12 protein-coding genes and 3 pseudogenes are annotated in these 18,051 nt (G+C 60.4%); 1 reads left to right on the forward strand and 14 read right to left on the reverse strand.

Features of this window, described 5'->3' with window-relative positions; translation table 11 throughout:
* Positions 1 to 57: 57 nt before the first annotated feature.
* The 8 genes and pseudogenes from FO488_RS10415 to FO488_RS10450 all read right to left on the reverse strand — a co-directional run.
* Positions 58 to 654 carry a hypothetical protein gene (locus FO488_RS10415; RefSeq protein ID WP_149210508.1) on the reverse strand — a complete coding sequence of 199 codons (597 nt, stop codon included), beginning with the start codon at positions 652 to 654 and terminating at the stop codon, positions 58 to 60.
* Complete coding sequence (locus tag FO488_RS10420; protein ID WP_149210509.1) at positions 642 to 1,079, reverse strand: cytochrome C; 438 nt, start codon at positions 1,077 to 1,079, stop codon at positions 642 to 644. The genes FO488_RS10415 and FO488_RS10420 overlap by 13 nt, the downstream gene beginning before the upstream one ends.
* Complete coding sequence (locus FO488_RS10425) at positions 1,069 to 2,259, reverse strand: hypothetical protein (RefSeq protein ID WP_240731854.1); 1,191 nt, start codon at positions 2,257 to 2,259, stop codon at positions 1,069 to 1,071. The genes FO488_RS10420 and FO488_RS10425 overlap by 11 nt, the downstream gene beginning before the upstream one ends.
* A gap of 169 nt (positions 2,260 to 2,428) precedes the next feature.
* Positions 2,429 to 3,295, reverse strand: a complete 867-nt coding sequence (locus FO488_RS10430) for a peptidyl-prolyl cis-trans isomerase (protein ID WP_149210510.1) — start codon at positions 3,293 to 3,295, stop codon at positions 2,429 to 2,431.
* A gap of 96 nt (positions 3,296 to 3,391) precedes the next feature.
* A complete protein-coding gene (locus FO488_RS10435; RefSeq protein ID WP_168205976.1) occupies positions 3,392 to 6,085 on the reverse strand; it encodes a carboxypeptidase regulatory-like domain-containing protein in 2,694 nt (897 codons plus the stop codon).
* 376 nt (positions 6,086 to 6,461) lie between these two features.
* Complete coding sequence (locus tag FO488_RS10440) at positions 6,462 to 7,346, reverse strand: helix-turn-helix domain-containing protein (RefSeq protein ID WP_149210512.1); 885 nt, start codon at positions 7,344 to 7,346, stop codon at positions 6,462 to 6,464.
* A gap of 830 nt (positions 7,347 to 8,176) precedes the next feature.
* Positions 8,177 to 9,163 carry a sensor histidine kinase gene (locus tag FO488_RS20355; protein ID WP_370514341.1) on the reverse strand — a complete coding sequence of 329 codons (987 nt, stop codon included), beginning with the start codon at positions 9,161 to 9,163 and terminating at the stop codon, positions 8,177 to 8,179.
* A gap of 135 nt (positions 9,164 to 9,298) precedes the next feature.
* Positions 9,299 to 10,017: pseudogene (locus FO488_RS10450) on the reverse strand (transporter substrate-binding domain-containing protein); the annotation flags it as partial.
* 369 nt (positions 10,018 to 10,386) lie between these two features.
* Here FO488_RS10450 and FO488_RS20650 point away from each other — a divergent pair.
* Positions 10,387 to 11,018: pseudogene (locus FO488_RS20650) on the forward strand (substrate-binding periplasmic protein).
* A gap of 66 nt (positions 11,019 to 11,084) precedes the next feature.
* On the opposite strand, the gene FO488_RS10465 reads toward FO488_RS20650, so the two are convergent.
* The 6 genes and pseudogenes from FO488_RS10465 to topA form a co-directional block, all read right to left on the reverse strand.
* A complete protein-coding gene (locus FO488_RS10465; protein WP_149210517.1) occupies positions 11,085 to 11,780 on the reverse strand; it encodes a VIT1/CCC1 transporter family protein in 696 nt (231 codons plus the stop codon).
* An 87-nt stretch (positions 11,781 to 11,867) separates the two neighbouring features.
* Positions 11,868 to 12,341: a DUF2127 domain-containing protein gene (locus tag FO488_RS10470; protein WP_149210518.1), complete on the reverse strand. Its 474-nt coding sequence runs from the start codon at positions 12,339 to 12,341 to the stop codon at positions 11,868 to 11,870.
* 122 nt (positions 12,342 to 12,463) lie between these two features.
* Entirely contained in the window at positions 12,464 to 12,682 is a 219-nt protein-coding gene (locus FO488_RS10475; protein ID WP_149210519.1) for a hypothetical protein, read from the reverse strand.
* A 219-nt stretch (positions 12,683 to 12,901) separates the two neighbouring features.
* The gene (locus FO488_RS10480) at positions 12,902 to 13,117 is read right to left on the reverse strand and encodes a hypothetical protein (protein ID WP_149210520.1); all 216 of its coding nucleotides are present in this window, start codon (positions 13,115 to 13,117) and stop codon (positions 12,902 to 12,904) included.
* Positions 13,118 to 13,474: 357 nt separating this feature from the next.
* A complete protein-coding gene (locus tag FO488_RS10485; RefSeq protein WP_149210521.1) occupies positions 13,475 to 15,934 on the reverse strand; it encodes an ATP-dependent DNA helicase in 2,460 nt (819 codons plus the stop codon).
* Positions 15,931 to 17,807, reverse strand: a pseudogene (topA, locus tag FO488_RS20655) (type I DNA topoisomerase). Before topA ends, FO488_RS10485 begins: the two are co-directional and overlap by 4 nt.
* Between the last annotated feature and the right edge of the window lie 244 nt (positions 17,808 to 18,051).

Below are 18,051 nucleotides of genomic sequence, written 5' to 3' on the forward strand. Positions count from 1 at the left end.
CCCCCGCAAGCCACTCCGAATGGTTCCGGGGCTGCTGCGGGGACGGCATCAAGAGGATTACTTGAAATCGGGATGGCAGGTCGTGCAGCCGGGACCGCTCAGGAAGGCCCCTTTCAGGTCGGTCCCGTGGCATACGGCTGTTGCGCAGGAGCTTGCGGGATACGTCCCGATGTAACCCGCATGAAGTGAAATGATGTCCTTGTTCCACTCCTGGGGGTGCGCCGAGGTCGGTCCCCCCAGATGGCAACTCGAACACGAGGGACCGCTTCCGGCAACCCCGTTCAGGTCGGTGCCGTGGCAGGATGCTACGGCACAGCTTGTGGAGCCGTTCTCTTTCACGAACTGGCTGTGCAGGGCATAGGCGTATTGGCCCCATTTGAGGGGGTGAACCTGCTGCTGGTTCCCCAGATGGCACGTGGTGCAGGCCACCCGGGAGATGCCGCCGCTCAAATCGTCTCCATGGCACTCGGTGCAGGCATAGCCGTGATCCTGCACCGCGATGGTGTGGCCCGTGGGGAGCCATGCGGGGTCGGAATGCTTGCCGGTGCTCGGATTGAGATCGGCCTGTGAGTTTCTGTCGCCGCAGCCGGAGAGCGGGAAGACAAGCAGCGACAGCAGTACAAGCGCCAAAGACGTTGTTCTTATCTGTGACATGTTTTGCACCCCTCGTTGTTTTGTCTGCCGTGGCATTTGACGCAGGAAGCCGGGTCAACCTTGCCGTCGATCTTGTGCTGGCTCAGGTAGTCGCCACGGTGCGGCAGTGAACGCTCGGGCGAATCCTTGAACTTGTCGCTCGGCTTGATCTCTTCCTTGTGGGCATGACAGTCGGCGCAGAAGGACTCCTGGTGGCAGGAAGCGCAAGCGAATTTGGAGCCTGCGTAGATTTTGTGCTTGGCCATGAAGTCCGGGGCCTTGTGATTGAGGGCTCCCCAACTGTCCGCATGGCATTCGGTGCAGTCGGGCATGCCGGTCACCGCTTCGGGGTGCACCCGGGCGACGCTGGCGGTATTGGCGCAGGCATAGAGGATGCTCATCGTGAGACCAAGCGCCGGGATCAGTATCAGGTTGCTATTTTTCACTCTTGGCCCTCCCTTCGGCGACACGCTTGGAGTCGAAGACATAGGTTAGCTTGACAAGCCCTTTCACTTCGTTGTCGAAGTCGGGATTGCGCGAGTAGTCGATATCGGCGCCCACTTTCAGACTTTCGTTGATCTCATGCGATGCCGCGACGGCCACCGTCAGGGCGTTTCGCACGTTGTTCATGCTCAGGGTGCTGTCGTAGTTCAGGTCGATGACATCCAGCGCCAGGTCCGTCTTGCCCAGCGTTTTCGAGGCGAATACCCGGTATTCCCAGTATTTCAGTTTATCCACCTTGCCATCCATGCGGTAGACGGAGAAACCGGCCGCCAGGGAGCGGGGCCGGGAGTAGGACAACTTTCCGCCATAATAGTCGGCGCCCTGGGCGATTTCGTAGTTGTGGTGCTTGTAGTCGGCCGCAATGGTGAAATTCTTGACCGGGGTGTAGGCCAGGCCGCCCCCCAGGGTCATGACCTGCTCGTTGGGGTCGATGAGCCGGTTGGTAAAACTCAGGGCGCTGGTGGTGACCCGGTAGAAGTAGTCTTTGTAGTTGATGTTGCCGAGGTTGCCGTACAGGCGCAGGTTGTCCAGGGGGACGCAGGAGATGGCATAGGCATGCTCCATCCACCCGTTGGTCAACGAATTGTAGGAGGAACGTCCCGTGATGTCGAGCTGTTTGACCGGGTGCAACCAGAGGTCGATCCCCTCTTCCTCGCGATAGCGGCTGCTGTCGGCAAACGATTTGAGAGCGCTGACGCCCACGCTGTAGTACGCAGGCATGCTGTGGACGATCCGCCCCCCGAAGAGCAGATCGTCGGCCTTGAAGCTCGGCTCGGTGACAACCGGCGAACCGATAAAAGCCGCAGCGCTGAACCCGGCCGCAAAGTCATTGCGCAGGTACAGACCGTCGAGCCGCTCCGTGGCCACGCCTTCGGCCACGAACTGGCGGCCGGCGTTGATCTGGAAGTTGTTTCTGGCGCCTTGGTAACTCAGGTAGCCGTATTGCACGTCTGCGTCGGCATAGCGGTCCCGCGCCGATTTGTCGCCCAGGTCCCCCCGCAGCCAGCCGCCGACATGGAGCGAGGTCCTGCCGCCATCCTTATCCGTATCGGCAACCGAAAGGCGCAGGTATTCGTAGGCCGGGTAGACATTCCTGCTGTCCCGGAAATCCGTTTTTCCCATGCGGAGAAAGGTAGTGGATTCGGCTGAAACAACCGTCGAGTCCGCACAAACAGGTGCCGAGACGAACAGGGTGCATGCAGCGGCAATGCCTCCAGCCATTCTCAGGGTTTGGCGGGAGATCGCCCATGGCGGCCTCCTCGAGTCATGGCTTTTCAAGATGCCCTCCTTTCTAAAATCTCTCGATTTTTGCATCCCGCTTCAATTGCTCTTCAAATTTCGTATATTCATCCATGACCCTCTGGTCCCTGAGTCGGTTCATAATGGTGCCGGCCATGCTGGTGTAATCGGCCTTGGGGTTCCTGCGCGCCTCAAACAGCTTGAAGAGGTAGAAACCGGTGCCCCTCATGGAGACGATGTCGCTCACCTCTCCCGGTTTCAGCTTGTAGACGCCTTCGACAAAATCGATGGGTATCTGATCCCAGGTGGCATAGCCCATGTCCCACGGTTTTTCATGCCCCGGCACACGCGGGTTCCCCGGGCCGGCCATTGCGGCCGCCACCGACTCGAACGTTGCGCCGGCGCGGATCTTCTTCAGCGCTTCATCCGCCGCTTCCCTGGTGCCGAAGGTCAGCATGCCGAGATGGAGGTCGGTGGTAATCCTGCTTTCGTTCTTGGTGTAATAGGTTTTCACATCCTCGCTGGTGATGTTTACCTTGGACGCGATCTGGGTATTGAAGACCCGGCGGGTCATCTCGATCCGCTTCATGTTGGCCACCTGGCGTTCCAGCTTGTCTATCTGCGCCCGATAGCCCGGGTCCTTGTCGAGTCCCAGCTTGATCCCCTGCTGGTAGAGCAGTTCCTCCTTGATGACATCGTCCAGAGTCCGGTCCGGCTGCTGGCCGTTGGTCATGCCATGGGTCTTGCTCATTTTGAAGGCGAGATCCATCTCGGTGATGGGAACGCCGTTGACCTTGGCGAGCACCTTCGGTTGCTGTTCCTGACCCGCCTGAGGAGACTGTTTCGCTTGTTCCTTGCAACCGGCCGTGCACAAAAGCACACAAGCGGCTGCAACCACGCCACAACGGTAAATACGCATGAACTGATCCTTCCTGAAGTGATAACGGGCGGTACATCCGTTGAGATCTTGAAAACCGGCGGGCCGGTCAGGGCCCGCCGGGTGGGACAATCCCGGTTACGGCGTCCAGGTGCCTACGTGGGCGTAGGTCTGGTCGAGCAACTGGAAGGCAAAGCTTGGGTTGTGGACGCCACGGCTGGCATCGTCCTGTACCAGCACGGTGTTCCAGAGCGCCTTGGCGATGATGCCGTTGACGCCTGCCGCCGTGACGGTGGCGTTGGCGTTGACGCCGGAACCGTCGGCGCCGGCCAGGTAGCCGGTACAGTTGAAGTTGACGCCGTCACCGGAATCGACGCACCCCTGCACCAGGGCATTGTTGTTATTCGGATCGGCCAGGAAGGCATCCCGGCTGCCGGTGCCGATAAACCACCTGCGGGTTACGCCGCCGCTGGTGACATCGACCTGGCCGGACCTGTTGGCGACCAGCACGGCGCTGCCCGTCGGAGCGGCGGTGTTCTGCTTGATCTGCAGAATGGCGTAGCCAATGGCGGTCTTGATGGCCAGCAACTTGGCGTCAAAGGTCGTCTGGACGGACTCGGCGCTATAGGCGGTGTGGCACTTGTTGCAGACGTCGGTGGTGGCTTTGAAATCATGGCGCGTCTGGCCTGCTTCGGACAGGGTCAGATCCAGGGTGGTCAGCTCCATGTGGCAGGTGACGCAGGTATCCGCGATGTAGGAGTGCTTGGAGCGGGTGGACGGGCTGTTGTAGGTGGTGCTGCCCAGCCAGTAGCCGTTACGGCCCATCAGCACGTCGCCCTGGCAGGCCTCGTGGGGCGCGCCGTAGCTGGCAAGGGTACCGAATTTCGCATCGCCATCCTCATGCAGATACGGAGCGCCGCTGGAGATGCCCTGGCGGCTGTTGTGGCAGGCGATGCAGAGCGCACCCTTGCCGACGCCGTTGGCGGCAAAGCCGCTGGGAAGCATATAGGTGCTGCTGGAGTCGGGCCCGACCGTGGCCAGGTTGGCCGAGTTGACGTCCTGGTAGGTGTTGCCGAGTTCGGCTGCCAGGGATTTGCCTTCGCTGTGCGTGTTGTGGCAGGCGGCACAACTGATCGGCTCCGCATTGTAGATGTTCAGGCTGGCCGGGAGCACGGTCAGGTTCCTGTTGCCGTTGGCGGTGGGCAGGATCGCCCGGTACGCCTTGAATCCCTGGGCGGTGTGGCAGCAGGCGCAGCCGGCGGACAGGGTCCCGTCGGCATTCGAGTTGAAGGTGACCGTGGCCAGGCTGGCGTGGCCGCTGGTCTTCCACTGGGAGAAGCGGCCGTGCTTGGGCGCCCGGGCATGGCAGGTGGCGCAGACATTGGCCGAGAAACTGACGCGCGAGTTGACGGAAATATTGGCGGTATCGGTCGTCACCTGGTGCTGGCCGCTGTTGGCCTGCGGCCCGTGACAGTTCTCGCACTGGATGCCGGCCAGGGCCGCGGATTTCGGGTTGCTCTTCCAGAAGTCGGCTTCGGCGTTCAGATCGCCCTGGAGGCTGGCGAAACTGGTGAGTTTCTCCGCGGCGGCGGCATCCACGAAACCGTTGGAGCCGGCGGCACCGTTGCCCACGGTGTGACAGGGGGTGCAGGTCATGGCGTAGTGGCCGTCGGGCAGCGGCTCCATGATGCCGGAATAGAGGACCTCTTTGTGGCCGGTTTGCAGCCAGGGGGTAATCTTGGTGTTGTGACAACCGTTACAGCCCGCATCGGGTGTGGCGACGCCGGACATCATGCCCACATAGGTGCCGGCATAGACCGTCAGCACGGGGGTGCTCCCGCCGTTGGCGGTTTCATAGACCGTGTACGTACCGGCGGTCGTAGGGGTGAAGTCGGGATAGGCGGTGGTGGCGTCATTGACGGTCACCGCGCCGCTGGGTCCGGTAACGGACCAGTTCCATGCGGATTTCTGCGGGAAGACATAGGCCCCGTTGTTTTTGAACGGGAACTGCCCCTGAAGAACGACCGGCTGATTGATCGGCACGTTCCGCAGACCCGTGGAGGGGGCGGCCGGAATCTTGGCGGCTACGGAGACGGTGGCGGTATAGGACTTGCCGCCGACGGTTGCGGTCACTTTGAGTTTCGTGGTGTTGCCCTGGGACATGGCCTGTTCATAGGAGAAGGGGACCACCTGGTACCGGTCGATGTTCACGGCAGGCTCGTCCGGATTGACCTTGTACAGCGGGGTGGCGCTCTCCACCAGGTTTTTCTTGAAAGCGGCCGCAGATGCCAGGGTCACGGTCGGGGTGGCGGAGTTGGCGTCGGAAAAGGTGACGGCCGGGCCGGAGACCACGCTCCAGGTGTAGGTCGGGGCGGCCGTGGCAAGGGCCGGATCGAACTTGAAGACCTTGGCGGCCAGGGCGATCTGGCTGCCGGGCAGAACCGGGCTCGTCGTATCGGTCCTGGCGGCGGTTACCGTGGCCGGGCCGGTCGGATTGAGGGTTACGTTCACGGTGGTGGTCTTGGCCGGAACCGCTTCGATGCTCTGGGAATAGCTGTTGTAACCGGTGGCCGCGAATGAAAAGGTGCGGGTGCCGGAAGCGAGCGTCATGGTATAGGCGCCGGCGGCGTCGGTGGTGGCGGTAACGGAATCGGTGCCCACCGTGGTCGCTACGGTGGCCCCGGCAACGTTGTTGCCGTAGGTATCGACGACCTTGCCGCTGACGGTGCCGAATGCGTTCGCGTTCGATCCGTTGTCGCCCGAGCAGCCGGACAGTACGGCTACGAGCAATAACGTGGAACAAAGAGCCAGATACTTCATCAACTTCTGCATGCGATTACTCCTCATCTCTTTCTCCTTTCGATGATGGTACGTGCTCCGCGACTCATGAATAACTTGAATGCGGACGTGCGACAGCCCCTCCCTCCTTTCCCGATGTTTGACCCACCAGAATGCAGCATGACGGAAGTACCGCGTGTTCATGACCAGCTTCCCCGGCTGACCGCTCGGGATACGAGAGGGGGAAACGCATGTACCGAAGCCTCACCGCCGATGGCAGAGATGGATGCGTCGAATGCTTTCCCGTTGACGAACCGGCGTACCGACCGAAGGGAATGACAGAAACGGAAAATCCGAATTGTGGGAGTTTAATCGAAGCGGATGGGGATTTCTTTTGAGTTGTTGCTGTATTTTGTCGAGAATTTGCGGTTTAACGCTTGAATTTTTTCGGAGTTACCCCGACCATTTTGTGAAATACCGTTGTAAAGTGGCTTTGGCTTTGAAAGCCGAGTTCAAGGGCAATATCGGCAATGGGCAGGTCCGTGGTAGTCAGAAGTTTCTCGGCATGCTCGATCTTCAGCTTCAAAACGAACTGATGGGGGGACAAATGCGTTGCATTTTTGAATTGGCGGGAGAAGTGGAATGGCGTAAGGCAGGCCACATCGGCAATTTCGTTCAATGACAGGTTTTTATTCAAATGCGCCTTGATGTATTCCGTGACGCGATTCAAACGACTGGTACTGAGGCTGCCTTGCTCGGCTTTCATGCCGTCAGAGGCGGTGGCTATATCAAATATGCGGCCCATAAAAGCCAATGCCAGTGACTGGCCGTATAACCGGCCGTATGGCGATCCCGCTTCAAAATCCGCTCGAAGGGCCATGGCAAGATAAAGTATCGAATTATCGACAAGTCCGTAATGGGCATTGTGTTGCAACCGGTTGCTGTTGACGTTGTATTGCGTCGTCTTCTCGATGAATCTCTGGTCGAACGTGACCAGGATGATTTTTTGTTCGACACGTGCTCGTACTTTTTCCGTCACCCCTTGCGGGCACAGGTTAAACATCCCCTGCCTCATTACCTGACAGTGAAACGAATCCCTTTTCCAATACTGGATTTCCGATGCCGGGTCCAGGTGAATCGGGACGTACCAATCGGGGTACATCTCTTCGGTTTCATGCGGCTTTATATTAAGAGCCGCAACATTGAACCCATCCGATTCCCGGCAAAAACTTGCAATGCCCGGGGCAACGTCTATAAACTGCATGTCGTCACGAGTCCCGGTAATATTGTATATGGCACCGCCACCAGTCAACATACGCCCCCCTCGAATATACGTTACCTTTTGCCGTAACTAATTTTACGCATTGCATAATCGGGCTCGTCCCGATTTCAACTCAGGATCATGACGGGAAGAGCACCCTCGAAAACAGTGTCCCGGGCGTTTCGTTCAGATCAGGAATCAGCGAAATGCGCTGGTGAGTCAGGAGAGACAAAAAGCAAAAGAGAGTCGTCAGGGAAGGCAGGACCAAGAGCGGCCAATAGATAAACAAGTTCATCTGCAAATAGTCATACACAGGGGAGGTTCCTCGATAAGAAGATGTAATCTCTCTGCCCAACGTGTAATCAACAGTCATTCTAAGGACATACGATGCCAACACGAGGGCATCACTACATAAGTATATGAATTTATTTGTCTTATCTTCCAGTTGTTGACAGCAGCACCTTATGTTGCCATAAATCGCAACAAATCAGTCAAACCACTTAAAATAATAAAAATTTCAGCTATTTGTTTAGCAACAACATGAGATATTTTACACGCACGTTTGCAAACGTCAAACTCTTTTTTCCATTATTTTTACACAATTCATGAAAATAGACCTGAATATTCCGCATAAACTAATGAGAACAACATATTAGGCAACTATCTGAAAAAGCGTTAAAAACCGTAAACAGCACACCCCCGGCAGGTAAAGTCGCAGAAGCGGCAATGGGAAAACAGTGGCGGCACTTTTCTGGAAAACATGATCGTCAAGGTGGGAAAATTGTTCAGGCATCGTTCACGGCCAGATGCGGGCTATTACGTTCCTTGCCCGCATTGCGACAGGAGACCATCGACACCGAAGACGCAGCCAGGAGAAGAGGCCCTCAGGAGGCGGGTTGTGCCGTCACAGCAGGTGCGGATGCCCGCGAGGTGCGGCACGCGGGCATCTCGATCCTGAATTCGGCGCCATCGGCAAGATTTCGGGCCAGCAACCGGCCCCCCATGTTCTTTTCCGCAATGACCTTGGACATGTAAAGGCCGATTCCCGTACCCTTGCCCGGTTCCTTGGTCGTAAAGTACGGGTCGAACACCTTGGGGAGCACATCGGCAGCTATGCCGCCGGCGTTATCCGCAATGGTTGCAACCGCAAGGCCGTTATCGCAGAAAACACGTATGGTAATGCGCGGCTTGGGGATCTTTCGCTCCAGCAGCACGTCTTTTGCGTTGTTGATGACATTGATCAGCATCTGGGAGTATTCATTGGGGTATCCCACGATGCAGACATTCGGCTCCGCATTGAATGCGACCGTGATGCCGTAGTTCCGAAGGGCCGGCGACATGAATTTGACCGTCCTTTCGATGACCTTGTTGACGATAAATTCGCTCTTCTCCTTATCCGGCCGGAAAAAGTGGCGAAAATCGTCGATCGTGCTGGACATGAACAGGATCACATCCATGGCCACCTTGACCTCATGGTTCAGGATCTCCGGGTTAAGTTCGCCATTTTCCGACATTTCCTGAAGATTCTGAATGATCAGGCCCACATTGTTCAGCGGCTGCCGCCACTGGTGCGAGATATTGCTGATCATTTCCCCCATTGCGGCAAAGCGCCCCTGCTGGATGAGCATCTGGTCCTTCTCGCGGATCTCCTTCAGTGTCGTGGCGATGTGATCCTCGAGAGAACGATTGATCTCCTCAAGCTGCTGCTGCTTGACCGCCAGGTTCACCTCCGCCAGATGCCGCTCGGCAATCTCCTCTTCCAGCAGGGCGGCCTGTTCCCGAAGGGTCTTCTGAGCCCGCTCCAGCTTGGCCATGCTTTCCGTAAGCCGCACATTGAGACGCTTGATCGAATAGTACCGCCACCCGCCCATCAGCAGGACCACCACGGCAAGTGCCGCACCGATGACTCCGGCAGTCCGCCTGGCATTCCAGTATGGCTCCGGCGTCCCCCACCACTTTCGATACAGCTCCCGGTATTCGGGCGAGCCGACAAATCCCGTTATAGCCTTGTTGAGGCGGGCCGCCAGGACCACATCCCCCCTGCGCAGCGCCATGGCCCGCTTCCCGTCGATCACCGGCTCGCCGACGCTTTTGATCTTGTCCCCCACGCCCGCCTCATTGGCAAGCTTCATAATGTTCGGCGTCGCCGTCAGGACTGCGTCGATCTGGCCCGAAAGAAGCTCGAAGATCAGCGAATGCAGGTTGGGATAGGTCATGATGGTTATGGCGGGAACCCCCTGAGGTAGTGCTCCCCGACGCTCTCCTTGATCACGCCGATCTTGAGGCCGGGAATAATGCCGTAAAAGCGCGATTCGTGGCTGCGGACCGTCAGATACACCGGCACCGATTCCACCGGCTCCGTGAAGGTGAACAATTTGCTCCGCGCATCGTCAATGAGAAGGTTCGGAATCAGGTCCGCCTTGCCGCTCAGAACGAGATGCTGGACCTCGTCCCACTGTTGCCCGAAGACATAGACCACCTTCAGGCCGGCCCGGCGGGCGACCTCGTTCATGACGTCAACGGCAAAACCGACCGGTTTTCCGGTCTGGCGGTCCTGGGAATAGGTCGGCGGGAAATCGGGGGGGATTGCGGCAACGATCGTATCCGCCCCCCCAGGGGAAGACGGCGGATCCGCGGCGCGAGCGATAATGGCCATGCCGAACGCCAGGGCCACGAGCACGAGCATGAGTGCACGGTTATTCATCCGGTTCACTGTCGCCTGCATGAAGGCGTCCTCAGGGAGTAGACTCAACAGCTACGGTGTTTACGCTTTATACCTTGCGGTGGCCGGATTGCAAGGGAGGATGCGGCGATTTTTCCCATAAAGAATACAATACCGTAGAGATTGTGTGATATTATGAGCGAAAGATTTTTAGAACCTGAGGGGAAACAAAACGGAGAGCGGGCGGTGGGGCGTGAAAAGAGGTGAATGGCTGATCGCATATCTGCTTATGGCGGGCACGATTCCACCCCTGACGGCGGTCGATGCGGGGGCGGCCGAACAGCCTCGTTGCGAAACAATCGTCTACTCGACCAACCCCCAGTACCCCCCTACCACTGGGCCGTGGGGGATGACCGCTTTGACGGTGCCAGCATGGAATTGCTACCGATGGTCGTTCCTCCGGGCATCCCCCTGAAGCCTGCCGTTTACCCGTGGAAGCGCGCCCTGTTCCTTGCGGAACAGGGCAAAATCGATCTTATGGTCAGCCTGCGGATCACGCCGGAACGCTCCGCCTATCTCAAGTTTACGACCCATCGCGCCTTTCCCAACCCGATTGTGGTCTTCGTCCGCAAAGACCGTCCCTTTCACTATGCCTCCCGGGCAGACCTCAAGGCGTACCGGGGCGGCATCAGTTTCGGAGACACGTTCGGCGGGGGTTCGACGAGTACTGGCGCAAAGAGTTGCAGATCGAGGAAGCCCCCACCATGGTGGAAAACTTTCGAAAGCTGGCTGCCGGCCGTATCGACTATTTCATAACCAGCTACTACCTTGGGCAGGCCTACCTGGCGAGCCAGGAAAACGGGCATGAGATCATCGCCCTGGCGCCCGCCATTTCCAAGCAGAATATCCATTTCGGCTTCAGCCGGAACTCGGCCTGCGCCTCCCTGGTCGATTACGTCAGTCACCGCCTCGAGGAACTCGACCGCAAAGGGGTGCCCGAGCGGTTGTTGAAGAAACACCTCCGCCGGTTCAACGAGCAGTCTCACGGCCTCTTCAAACGCTGATTCCCCTCGATGCTCCACGAGCATGGCGCCGGGATCGGCACGGCTTGTGCGCCGGCCCCGGCCGTTTCATCCAATGAGTTTGGCGATGCCAAACGCCGCCGCTGCGGCGATTCCTCCCACAAGGACCGTCTGCCAGGCGCTCCGCAGCGGGCGGCTCGTGGTGAAGTGTCCCTTGACGAAACCAAACACGAACAGGGCCAGCAGCGTGAAGACAACGGACCCGGCCAGGGCCGCCTGCACGGAGTTCAAGAAGAAATAGGGGGCCAGCGGCACCAGCCCCCCGGCGACATACGAGAGGGCAATGGTCAGGGCGCTGCTTCGGGCCCTGCGGGGGTCCGGCTCTTCAAGCCCCAATTCGAATTTCATCATAAAGTCGACCCAGCGGGCGCGGTCGGAACGGATCGCCCCCACAACGGTCGCCACCGTATCCTCCGGGAGTCCGTACGCGCGGAAAACCTGGGCGACCTCCTCCGCCTCGCTCTCGGGGACCTCGTGCGTCTCGCGCTCTTCCCGGGCCAATTCGGCCGCAAAATGCTCCGCATCGGTCCGGGCCGCCAGGTATCCTCCCAGCCCCATGGCAATCGCGCCCGCCGCGATCTCGGCGAGTCCCGCGATTATGATGAGACCCGTGGAATCGACGGCCCCCGACAACCCCGCCGCAAGGGCGAACGGAACCGTCAAGCCGTCCGACATGCCGATGACAATGTCGCGCACCGTGTCGGACGCGGTAAAATGTTTTTCGCTGTGGACCGTCAGTGGCATCCTGTACCCGCAATCATCCTGTAGACTGCAATCACATTTCCAGCCAAACCCGGGAGCGGCCGAAACGCCGTGGCCAGCGACGAGCGGTCATTTCCGCCGTGACCGCAACAGGACGTAGGCCAGGTATCCCACGACCCCCAGGTTCACCGTCAACACGGTAACCTTGGGCCACGTCGCCCCGCGCATGACCTCAAACAGTTCGACGGGTATGTACATCCCGCCGGTCAGCAGCCCGAACCACTCCGCCCACGGCATGCGCTTCCACAGGCCGAACGCCTCCACAAAACGCACAATGGCGTAACACAAGGCAGAAACGGCCAGCCCCCAGAGCTGCAGGTCCGTCACATGGGTAGCCGCATCGATGAAGATCTTCGGGTAGTGGCGGGCGGGGTTGATATGCAGGTGCCGGACGAGCTGTTCAGCGGCATGATGGACGTCTTCGTGGATAAACGCCAGTATCCCCAGGCCGGTCAGGAGGACGATGACCCCCTTGGCCCCCTCGAAGAGCGCCACGACCCGCAGTCCGCCAAGCCGTGCCGGTATTTCGGTTGCATTGTGCATGTAGTTTTTACGGGTTCGGCGGGCATGCCGGCAGGGCCGCCGCAGTGCCGCCGGTCGAATGAAAACAAGAAAAAACCGGGTGGGTCCCGGTTCGCGGTCACGCCCTCCGCAGGGCATCCCCCTCACGAGCGGCGTTTCTGTCCCGGCTTGCCCTGTTTCTGCTCTTTCAGCAACTGCCGCCAGAGCTTGGTCATCACCGCCTCGCAGCGTTCCCTGTCGGAAATCCGCAACCTCTGGGTGCACACGACCGTGCCGTCCACGTTGACGATGCGCTCCAGAGTGTTGTCGTTAGCCCAGATGATGATGTTCTGCATTTGTCCCTCCCACGCGAGGGTATTCACGGCAAGCCTCCTGATCATTGTAAAAAAATAATAGAAAAGCGTCATTAGTCAAGCAACGTATACACGGAGCCGCCCCGGAGACAATCCGGCCGCCTTGATGGCCGCGAACGCATCCGCCCGGGCAGTCCCCTCCGCCGGAAAAACAAAAACCCACTGCCGGAGAAACCAGCAGGGGTCGATTACGATTACACAAGGCGGTTGCCGCCGCACAGCGGGGCGCTAGATGGCCGAGTTCGACTCGTTCATCTCATAGGGGTCGTAAGCCGCGGCCTCAAGGGCAGAGGGGCCCATTTCATCCTTGAGGCTCTTGATCGCGTCGTAGGCTTTCAGGATCAGGGAGCCCACATCCGGGGATTGTCGGGCCTCATAGGCACGCTTCAGCGTGTCCAGTGCGGAATCGGCCAGTACGGCAGACGTGGTATAGGAACCGGGCATACGTTTTCCTCCATGTGCGCTAAATTGGGTATCTTCAAACGGCTATCGCACCGTTTCGCATCAAATGGCCTGGAAACAACAAAAAAGCCCGCTCGTTTGCCGCGGGCTTTGTACTGCGCTGTACCGTCCCGGCCGCCAGGCGCCTTCCCTCTTCCAGGTCGGACGGCGCGTGGCGTAAACAGTATATTCGGGTTTTAAAACAGTGGTTCCCCGACAAACGGCGTTGCCGGGGCGTCCGCCTGATTGTTTGCTATCGGAAATATACGAGCATAAATCATTTGTGTAAATAGAAAAGACACCGTTTCCACACGTGCCCTGATGGCGCGGCACCATTTTCCCACGTCACAAGCCGTGCAATCACCCCTCCCCCACCGGCTCATCCGAGTCCGGGCCGTGGGGCGAAGCGGGCGGTACCGCCGTCGGTTCCCCGGCCCCGCTCCCCCAGAAATCGGCGACCTCACGCAAAATGCTGCCCGACACGGCCTCTCCGGTATCCGCAGTAAACCAGTCGGCCGGCATCGCCTGACTGAAAGCCGGCTCCAGGAATCGCCCGTCCATCAGGACGACAAGCCCCCGGTCCGTTTCGGAGCGGATGACCCTGCCGGCGGCCTGGACCGCCTTGGCCATGGCCGGTATGGTGTAGGCATAGTCGAAGCCGGCCGCGTACTTTTGCTGGTAATAGGCCCGCATCTGCTCCCGCTCCAGATCGTAGGTGGGCAGCGGCGGTCCAACCACAAAGGCCCCGATGACCATCTCCCCCGCATAGTCCATCCCCTCGGAAAAGGAGCCCCCCTGCACGGCAAAGACGATCGTCGGCGTACTTTGGCTGCGGAGATTCTCCACGACCGCCGCTATGCCGCTCGCCCTCATCCCCCGCTCCTGGCGCACGACAGCGAAGCCCGCCGGAGGCTCGAAGAGGGAGGCGACCCGCTCCAGAAACTCGAAGCTCGGCAGAAAGACGAAATAGTTGCCCCGGCGTAGCGCCGTTATCCGCCGGACCGCCTCGGCGATCCTGGCGTAATTGCGCTCGCGGCGGCTGTAACGGGTGGATATCTGGGGGATGATCAGGAGTTTGCGCCGTTCCTTCGGAAACGGGCTGGCAAATTCCGCCGTCCGCACCCGCTCCCGGTTCAGGCCGGAAAGGCGCACATAATAGTCAAAGGGTTTCAGGGTCGCAGAAAACCCCACCACCTGCTCGTAGTCGCCGTAGCAATCCTCCAGCATCGCCGAGGCGTCGCAACAGGTTATCTTCACCAGGCCGCCGCTTGCCTGGGGATGGAAGGTGGTGAAGAACTCCTGCCGCTCGGGCCGGCTGACGAACTCCAGGGCCTCCGTGAACTCGCCCCAGTAGTGGCAGAGCCGCAGGATCACGTCCTGGTTGGGGATCTCCACGCCCGAATCCAGGTAGCGGGAGAGGAAGGCGCCGAGCCGGGCGTGCCGGGGGTAGAACAGCTCCGTGGGGGGCTCGATCCGCTGCGGACGGGTGCCCTGGGGCGGACGGCAGGCCGCAACGGCCTGGAGGCAACCGTCCAGGAGCGCCTCCGCCTCGTGGCGAAAGGGCGGGGGCAGCGCCCGTATCTCGCCGCGCATCTGTTCCAGCACGGCGGACGAAAGTGCCGGCGAATAGTACTCCATGGCCCGCGCCGGCAGGTTGTGGGCTTCGTCGATCACCAGGTTGGGCCTGCCGGTCTGGTCCACGCCCATGTCCGCCACGCGGCCCAACGCCGAGCGCGGGGCAAACACGTAGTTGTAATCGCAGATGATGATGTCCGCCTCGCGGGCGCTGTCCAGCTGCAGCTCAAAGGGGCAGACCCGGTAGCGCTCCCCCAGGTTGCGGAACGTGCGCGCCGTAAGCCTCCTCTTCCGCGCCAGGAGCTGGAGCAGCCCCTGCCCATGGACCTTGCCGTAATAGTCCCGGGCATACTCGCAGGAGGCGGGATTGCACACCGGCTCGTTCATGAAGCAGATCTTTCCCTTGGCGGTGATGGAGAGGGATTTCAGTTTGGCCCCGGCCTCCTGAAAACGGGTGACGGCGTCCTCGGCCACGGAGTGCTGGCTGTTCTTCGGCGTGACGTACACGACCCGCTGCCCCCGCCCCAGGGCTTCCTTCATCACGGGATAGAGAACGCCGACGGTCTTCCCCAGGCCCGTGGGGGCCTGGATGAGCATGGGGCGTTTCTCCGCCATGAACCGCTCGATGGTCGCCATGAGTTCGACCTGGCCGGGCCGGGGGCTGGCAAAGGGGAAAGTGAACGCGGAGGCGACCTTGCGCCGCCGGAGGGCGCGCTTCTCGGCCTGTTGCGCCTCTGCCGCCAGTTCGTCCAGGCGGCGCTCCAGCCACTGTTCGTACCGGATGGTATCGAGGACAAGATCCTGGTCAATCGAATCGCCGCTGCGGGTGGAGACCAGATGGAAGGAGAGCGCCGGCATGACGCGGTGTTCGCGCCAGTAGCAGTAGCCGTAGGTCAGCAGTTGCAGGCAGTAGGGATGATCCATGGGGCCGGCCGCCAGGTGCTGCGCCAGTTCCCGGATGTTGAAGGTGCTCTTGATCTCTTCGATCCTGGGCGCATCGTGGCGGAAGATCCCGTCCATCCGGCCATCGACCCGGAATGCGTACCCTCCCCTCTCGAAGAGGCCGCTGATTGCGACCTCGGCCTGATAGGCCGGGTCGGCCTGTGCCCGCTGCCTCTGCACCCTGGTGTGGATCTCCTGCCCCTCGGCCGCCTGGCGGCCGTAGCCCGAGTGGGTTTCGATGCTGCCGGAGCGCGGGGCGGGCAGGGCAAAATCCCGCAGCGGTATGGCGATCAGCTTCGTCACTTTCCGCTACTCCCCCGGGCCTTTTTCCCGGCTGGGGCCTTGTCCTTGCCGGCATGGTCCTTGTCCGGCTTCCCCAGCAGCCCGTCGATGAACGCCGACATGGCCCGCGACGATTCCAGCGCCTCCCTGGGGACCTCCCGGTCCTGTTTTTTGGCCAGGTCCGTGCCGAATTTCAATTGCGCCGGGGACGGAGGATAGACGCCGCCGGGACCGGCAGCCGCCCGCTGGGCCGGCCGGGCAAACTTCATCTTGGCGTGCACCCCCCTGGCAAAGGTGATCCAGGAGGCGTCGCCCCCCTCCACCCTGTCCAGGTACGACTCCATCTTTTTGGTGAGTTCCAGGTCGATTATCCAGGCATGGTCCTTTGCCAGGAAATCGAAGAGCCGTTCGGCCACGTCCGTGGCGTGGATCTTCCCCTTCTTGATCACGATGTAGTTCCTGGCCTTGATCGTCCCCATGATCGAGGCATAGGTGGACGGCCTGCCGATGCCGTGCTTCTCCAGCGCCTTGACCAGGGTCGCCTCGGAATACCGCCCCGGCGGTTTGGTCTGTTTCTCGTCCAGCTTCTGGCCGGTCTTCTCCACCGTCTCGCCGTTCACCAGGGGGGGCAGTTTCTGGTTGTCGTCCTCGTCGTCCTTGTCCCCTTCCCTGACCTCGCTGTAGACCCTCAGAAAACCGTCGAACTTCATCACCCGGCCGGTGGCCCTGAACGGCTCCCCGGCACAACCGATCTCCACGGTCGTGGAGTCATAGACCGCCGCCGCCATCTGGGAGGCCACGGTGCGCCGGTAGATAAGGGTATAGAGCTTCTCGTGGTCCGCCCCCAGCCCCTCCTTGGAGACGATACCGTGGATGTCGCCGGTGGGGTGCATGTGGGTCGGCCGGATGGCCTCGTGGGCCTCGGCCTGGCTGTTCTTTGATTTATAGGTGTTGGGGGTCTTGGGCAGGTACGCCGGCCCCAGGGAGCGCCCCACATGGGCGCGGATATCGGCGATGAATTCGTCGGCGATGCGGACGGAATCGGTACGGTGGTAGCTGATCAGGCCCGCCTCGAAGAGCTGCTGGGCCAAGCGCATGGCCACCTCGGGGGAGATCTTGAGCTGCGAGGATGCCGCCGCCTGCATGTCCACGGTGGTAAAGGGGCCTTGGGGTTCTGCCGGGTCTCCTTGGTTTCCACCTTGAGGATCTCGGCGCTCCGGGCGGCGCTGACCGCCTGCAGTATGGCACAGGCCTTGGCCTTGTCCGCCAGGTTGCCCCCCCGGTGCCTGGCGGCGAAGGCGACCTCGTCCTTGCGCAGCAGGATGGAGACCACGTAGAAGGGCTCAGGGTTGAAGTTACGGATCTCCCGTTCCCGCTCCACGCAGAGGCGGACCGCCGGGGCCTGCACCCGGCCCACCGAAAACCGCCCCTTGAGGGCGTTGCTGGCAATGGGGGAAAGGATATACCCCACGATCCGGTCCCCTACCCGACGCCCCAGAAAGGCATCGTACAGGCCGGAGTTGGTGTTCTCCCACGGGATCGACTTTTTCATGGCCTCGTCGATCCCCTTCTTGGTGATCTCGTGGATCTCCAGGCGGTGGATCGACTGGGCGACCGTGCGCACCTCGTCGAAGACATGGGTGCCGATGGCATACCCCTCGCGGTCCGGGTCGGTGGCGATATACACGTCCTGTCCCTTGGCGGCCGCCCTGATTTGCCTGATCCGCTCCGCCTTGCCCTTGTCCGGGATGAACGTCGGCGCGTAGGTGTCCAGGTCCACACCCATGGCATCGGCCGGCAGGTCCTTGAAATGGCCGACGGTGGCCAGGATCTGGGCGTTGAGGTAGGATTTGATCTTCTTTATTTTGTTGGGGGACTCGATGACGAGCAGCATGGCGAAAACCTGCACTATTTGGATTCCATGCCCCCTGCCGATGGGGGAGATGTTATCTATACCATATTTTGCCGCCCAGGTGCGAATGCCATGAGGAGGCAGGACCGGGGAGCGCCCCAGCGCCCCCGGCCCGGAAACGAAATTTACCCAGGTCGCCGCCGGCCAAGGGCGACCTGGTATACAACATAACTATGGACGGCGACTGCGATCCATGATAGAAACGTCACCTTCATTATTGGCGTAT

Origin of the sequence: Geobacter sp. FeAm09 (assembly GCF_008330225.1) — a bacterium.
In the GTDB taxonomy this organism is placed as follows: domain Bacteria; phylum Desulfobacterota; class Desulfuromonadia; order Geobacterales; family Pseudopelobacteraceae; genus Oryzomonas.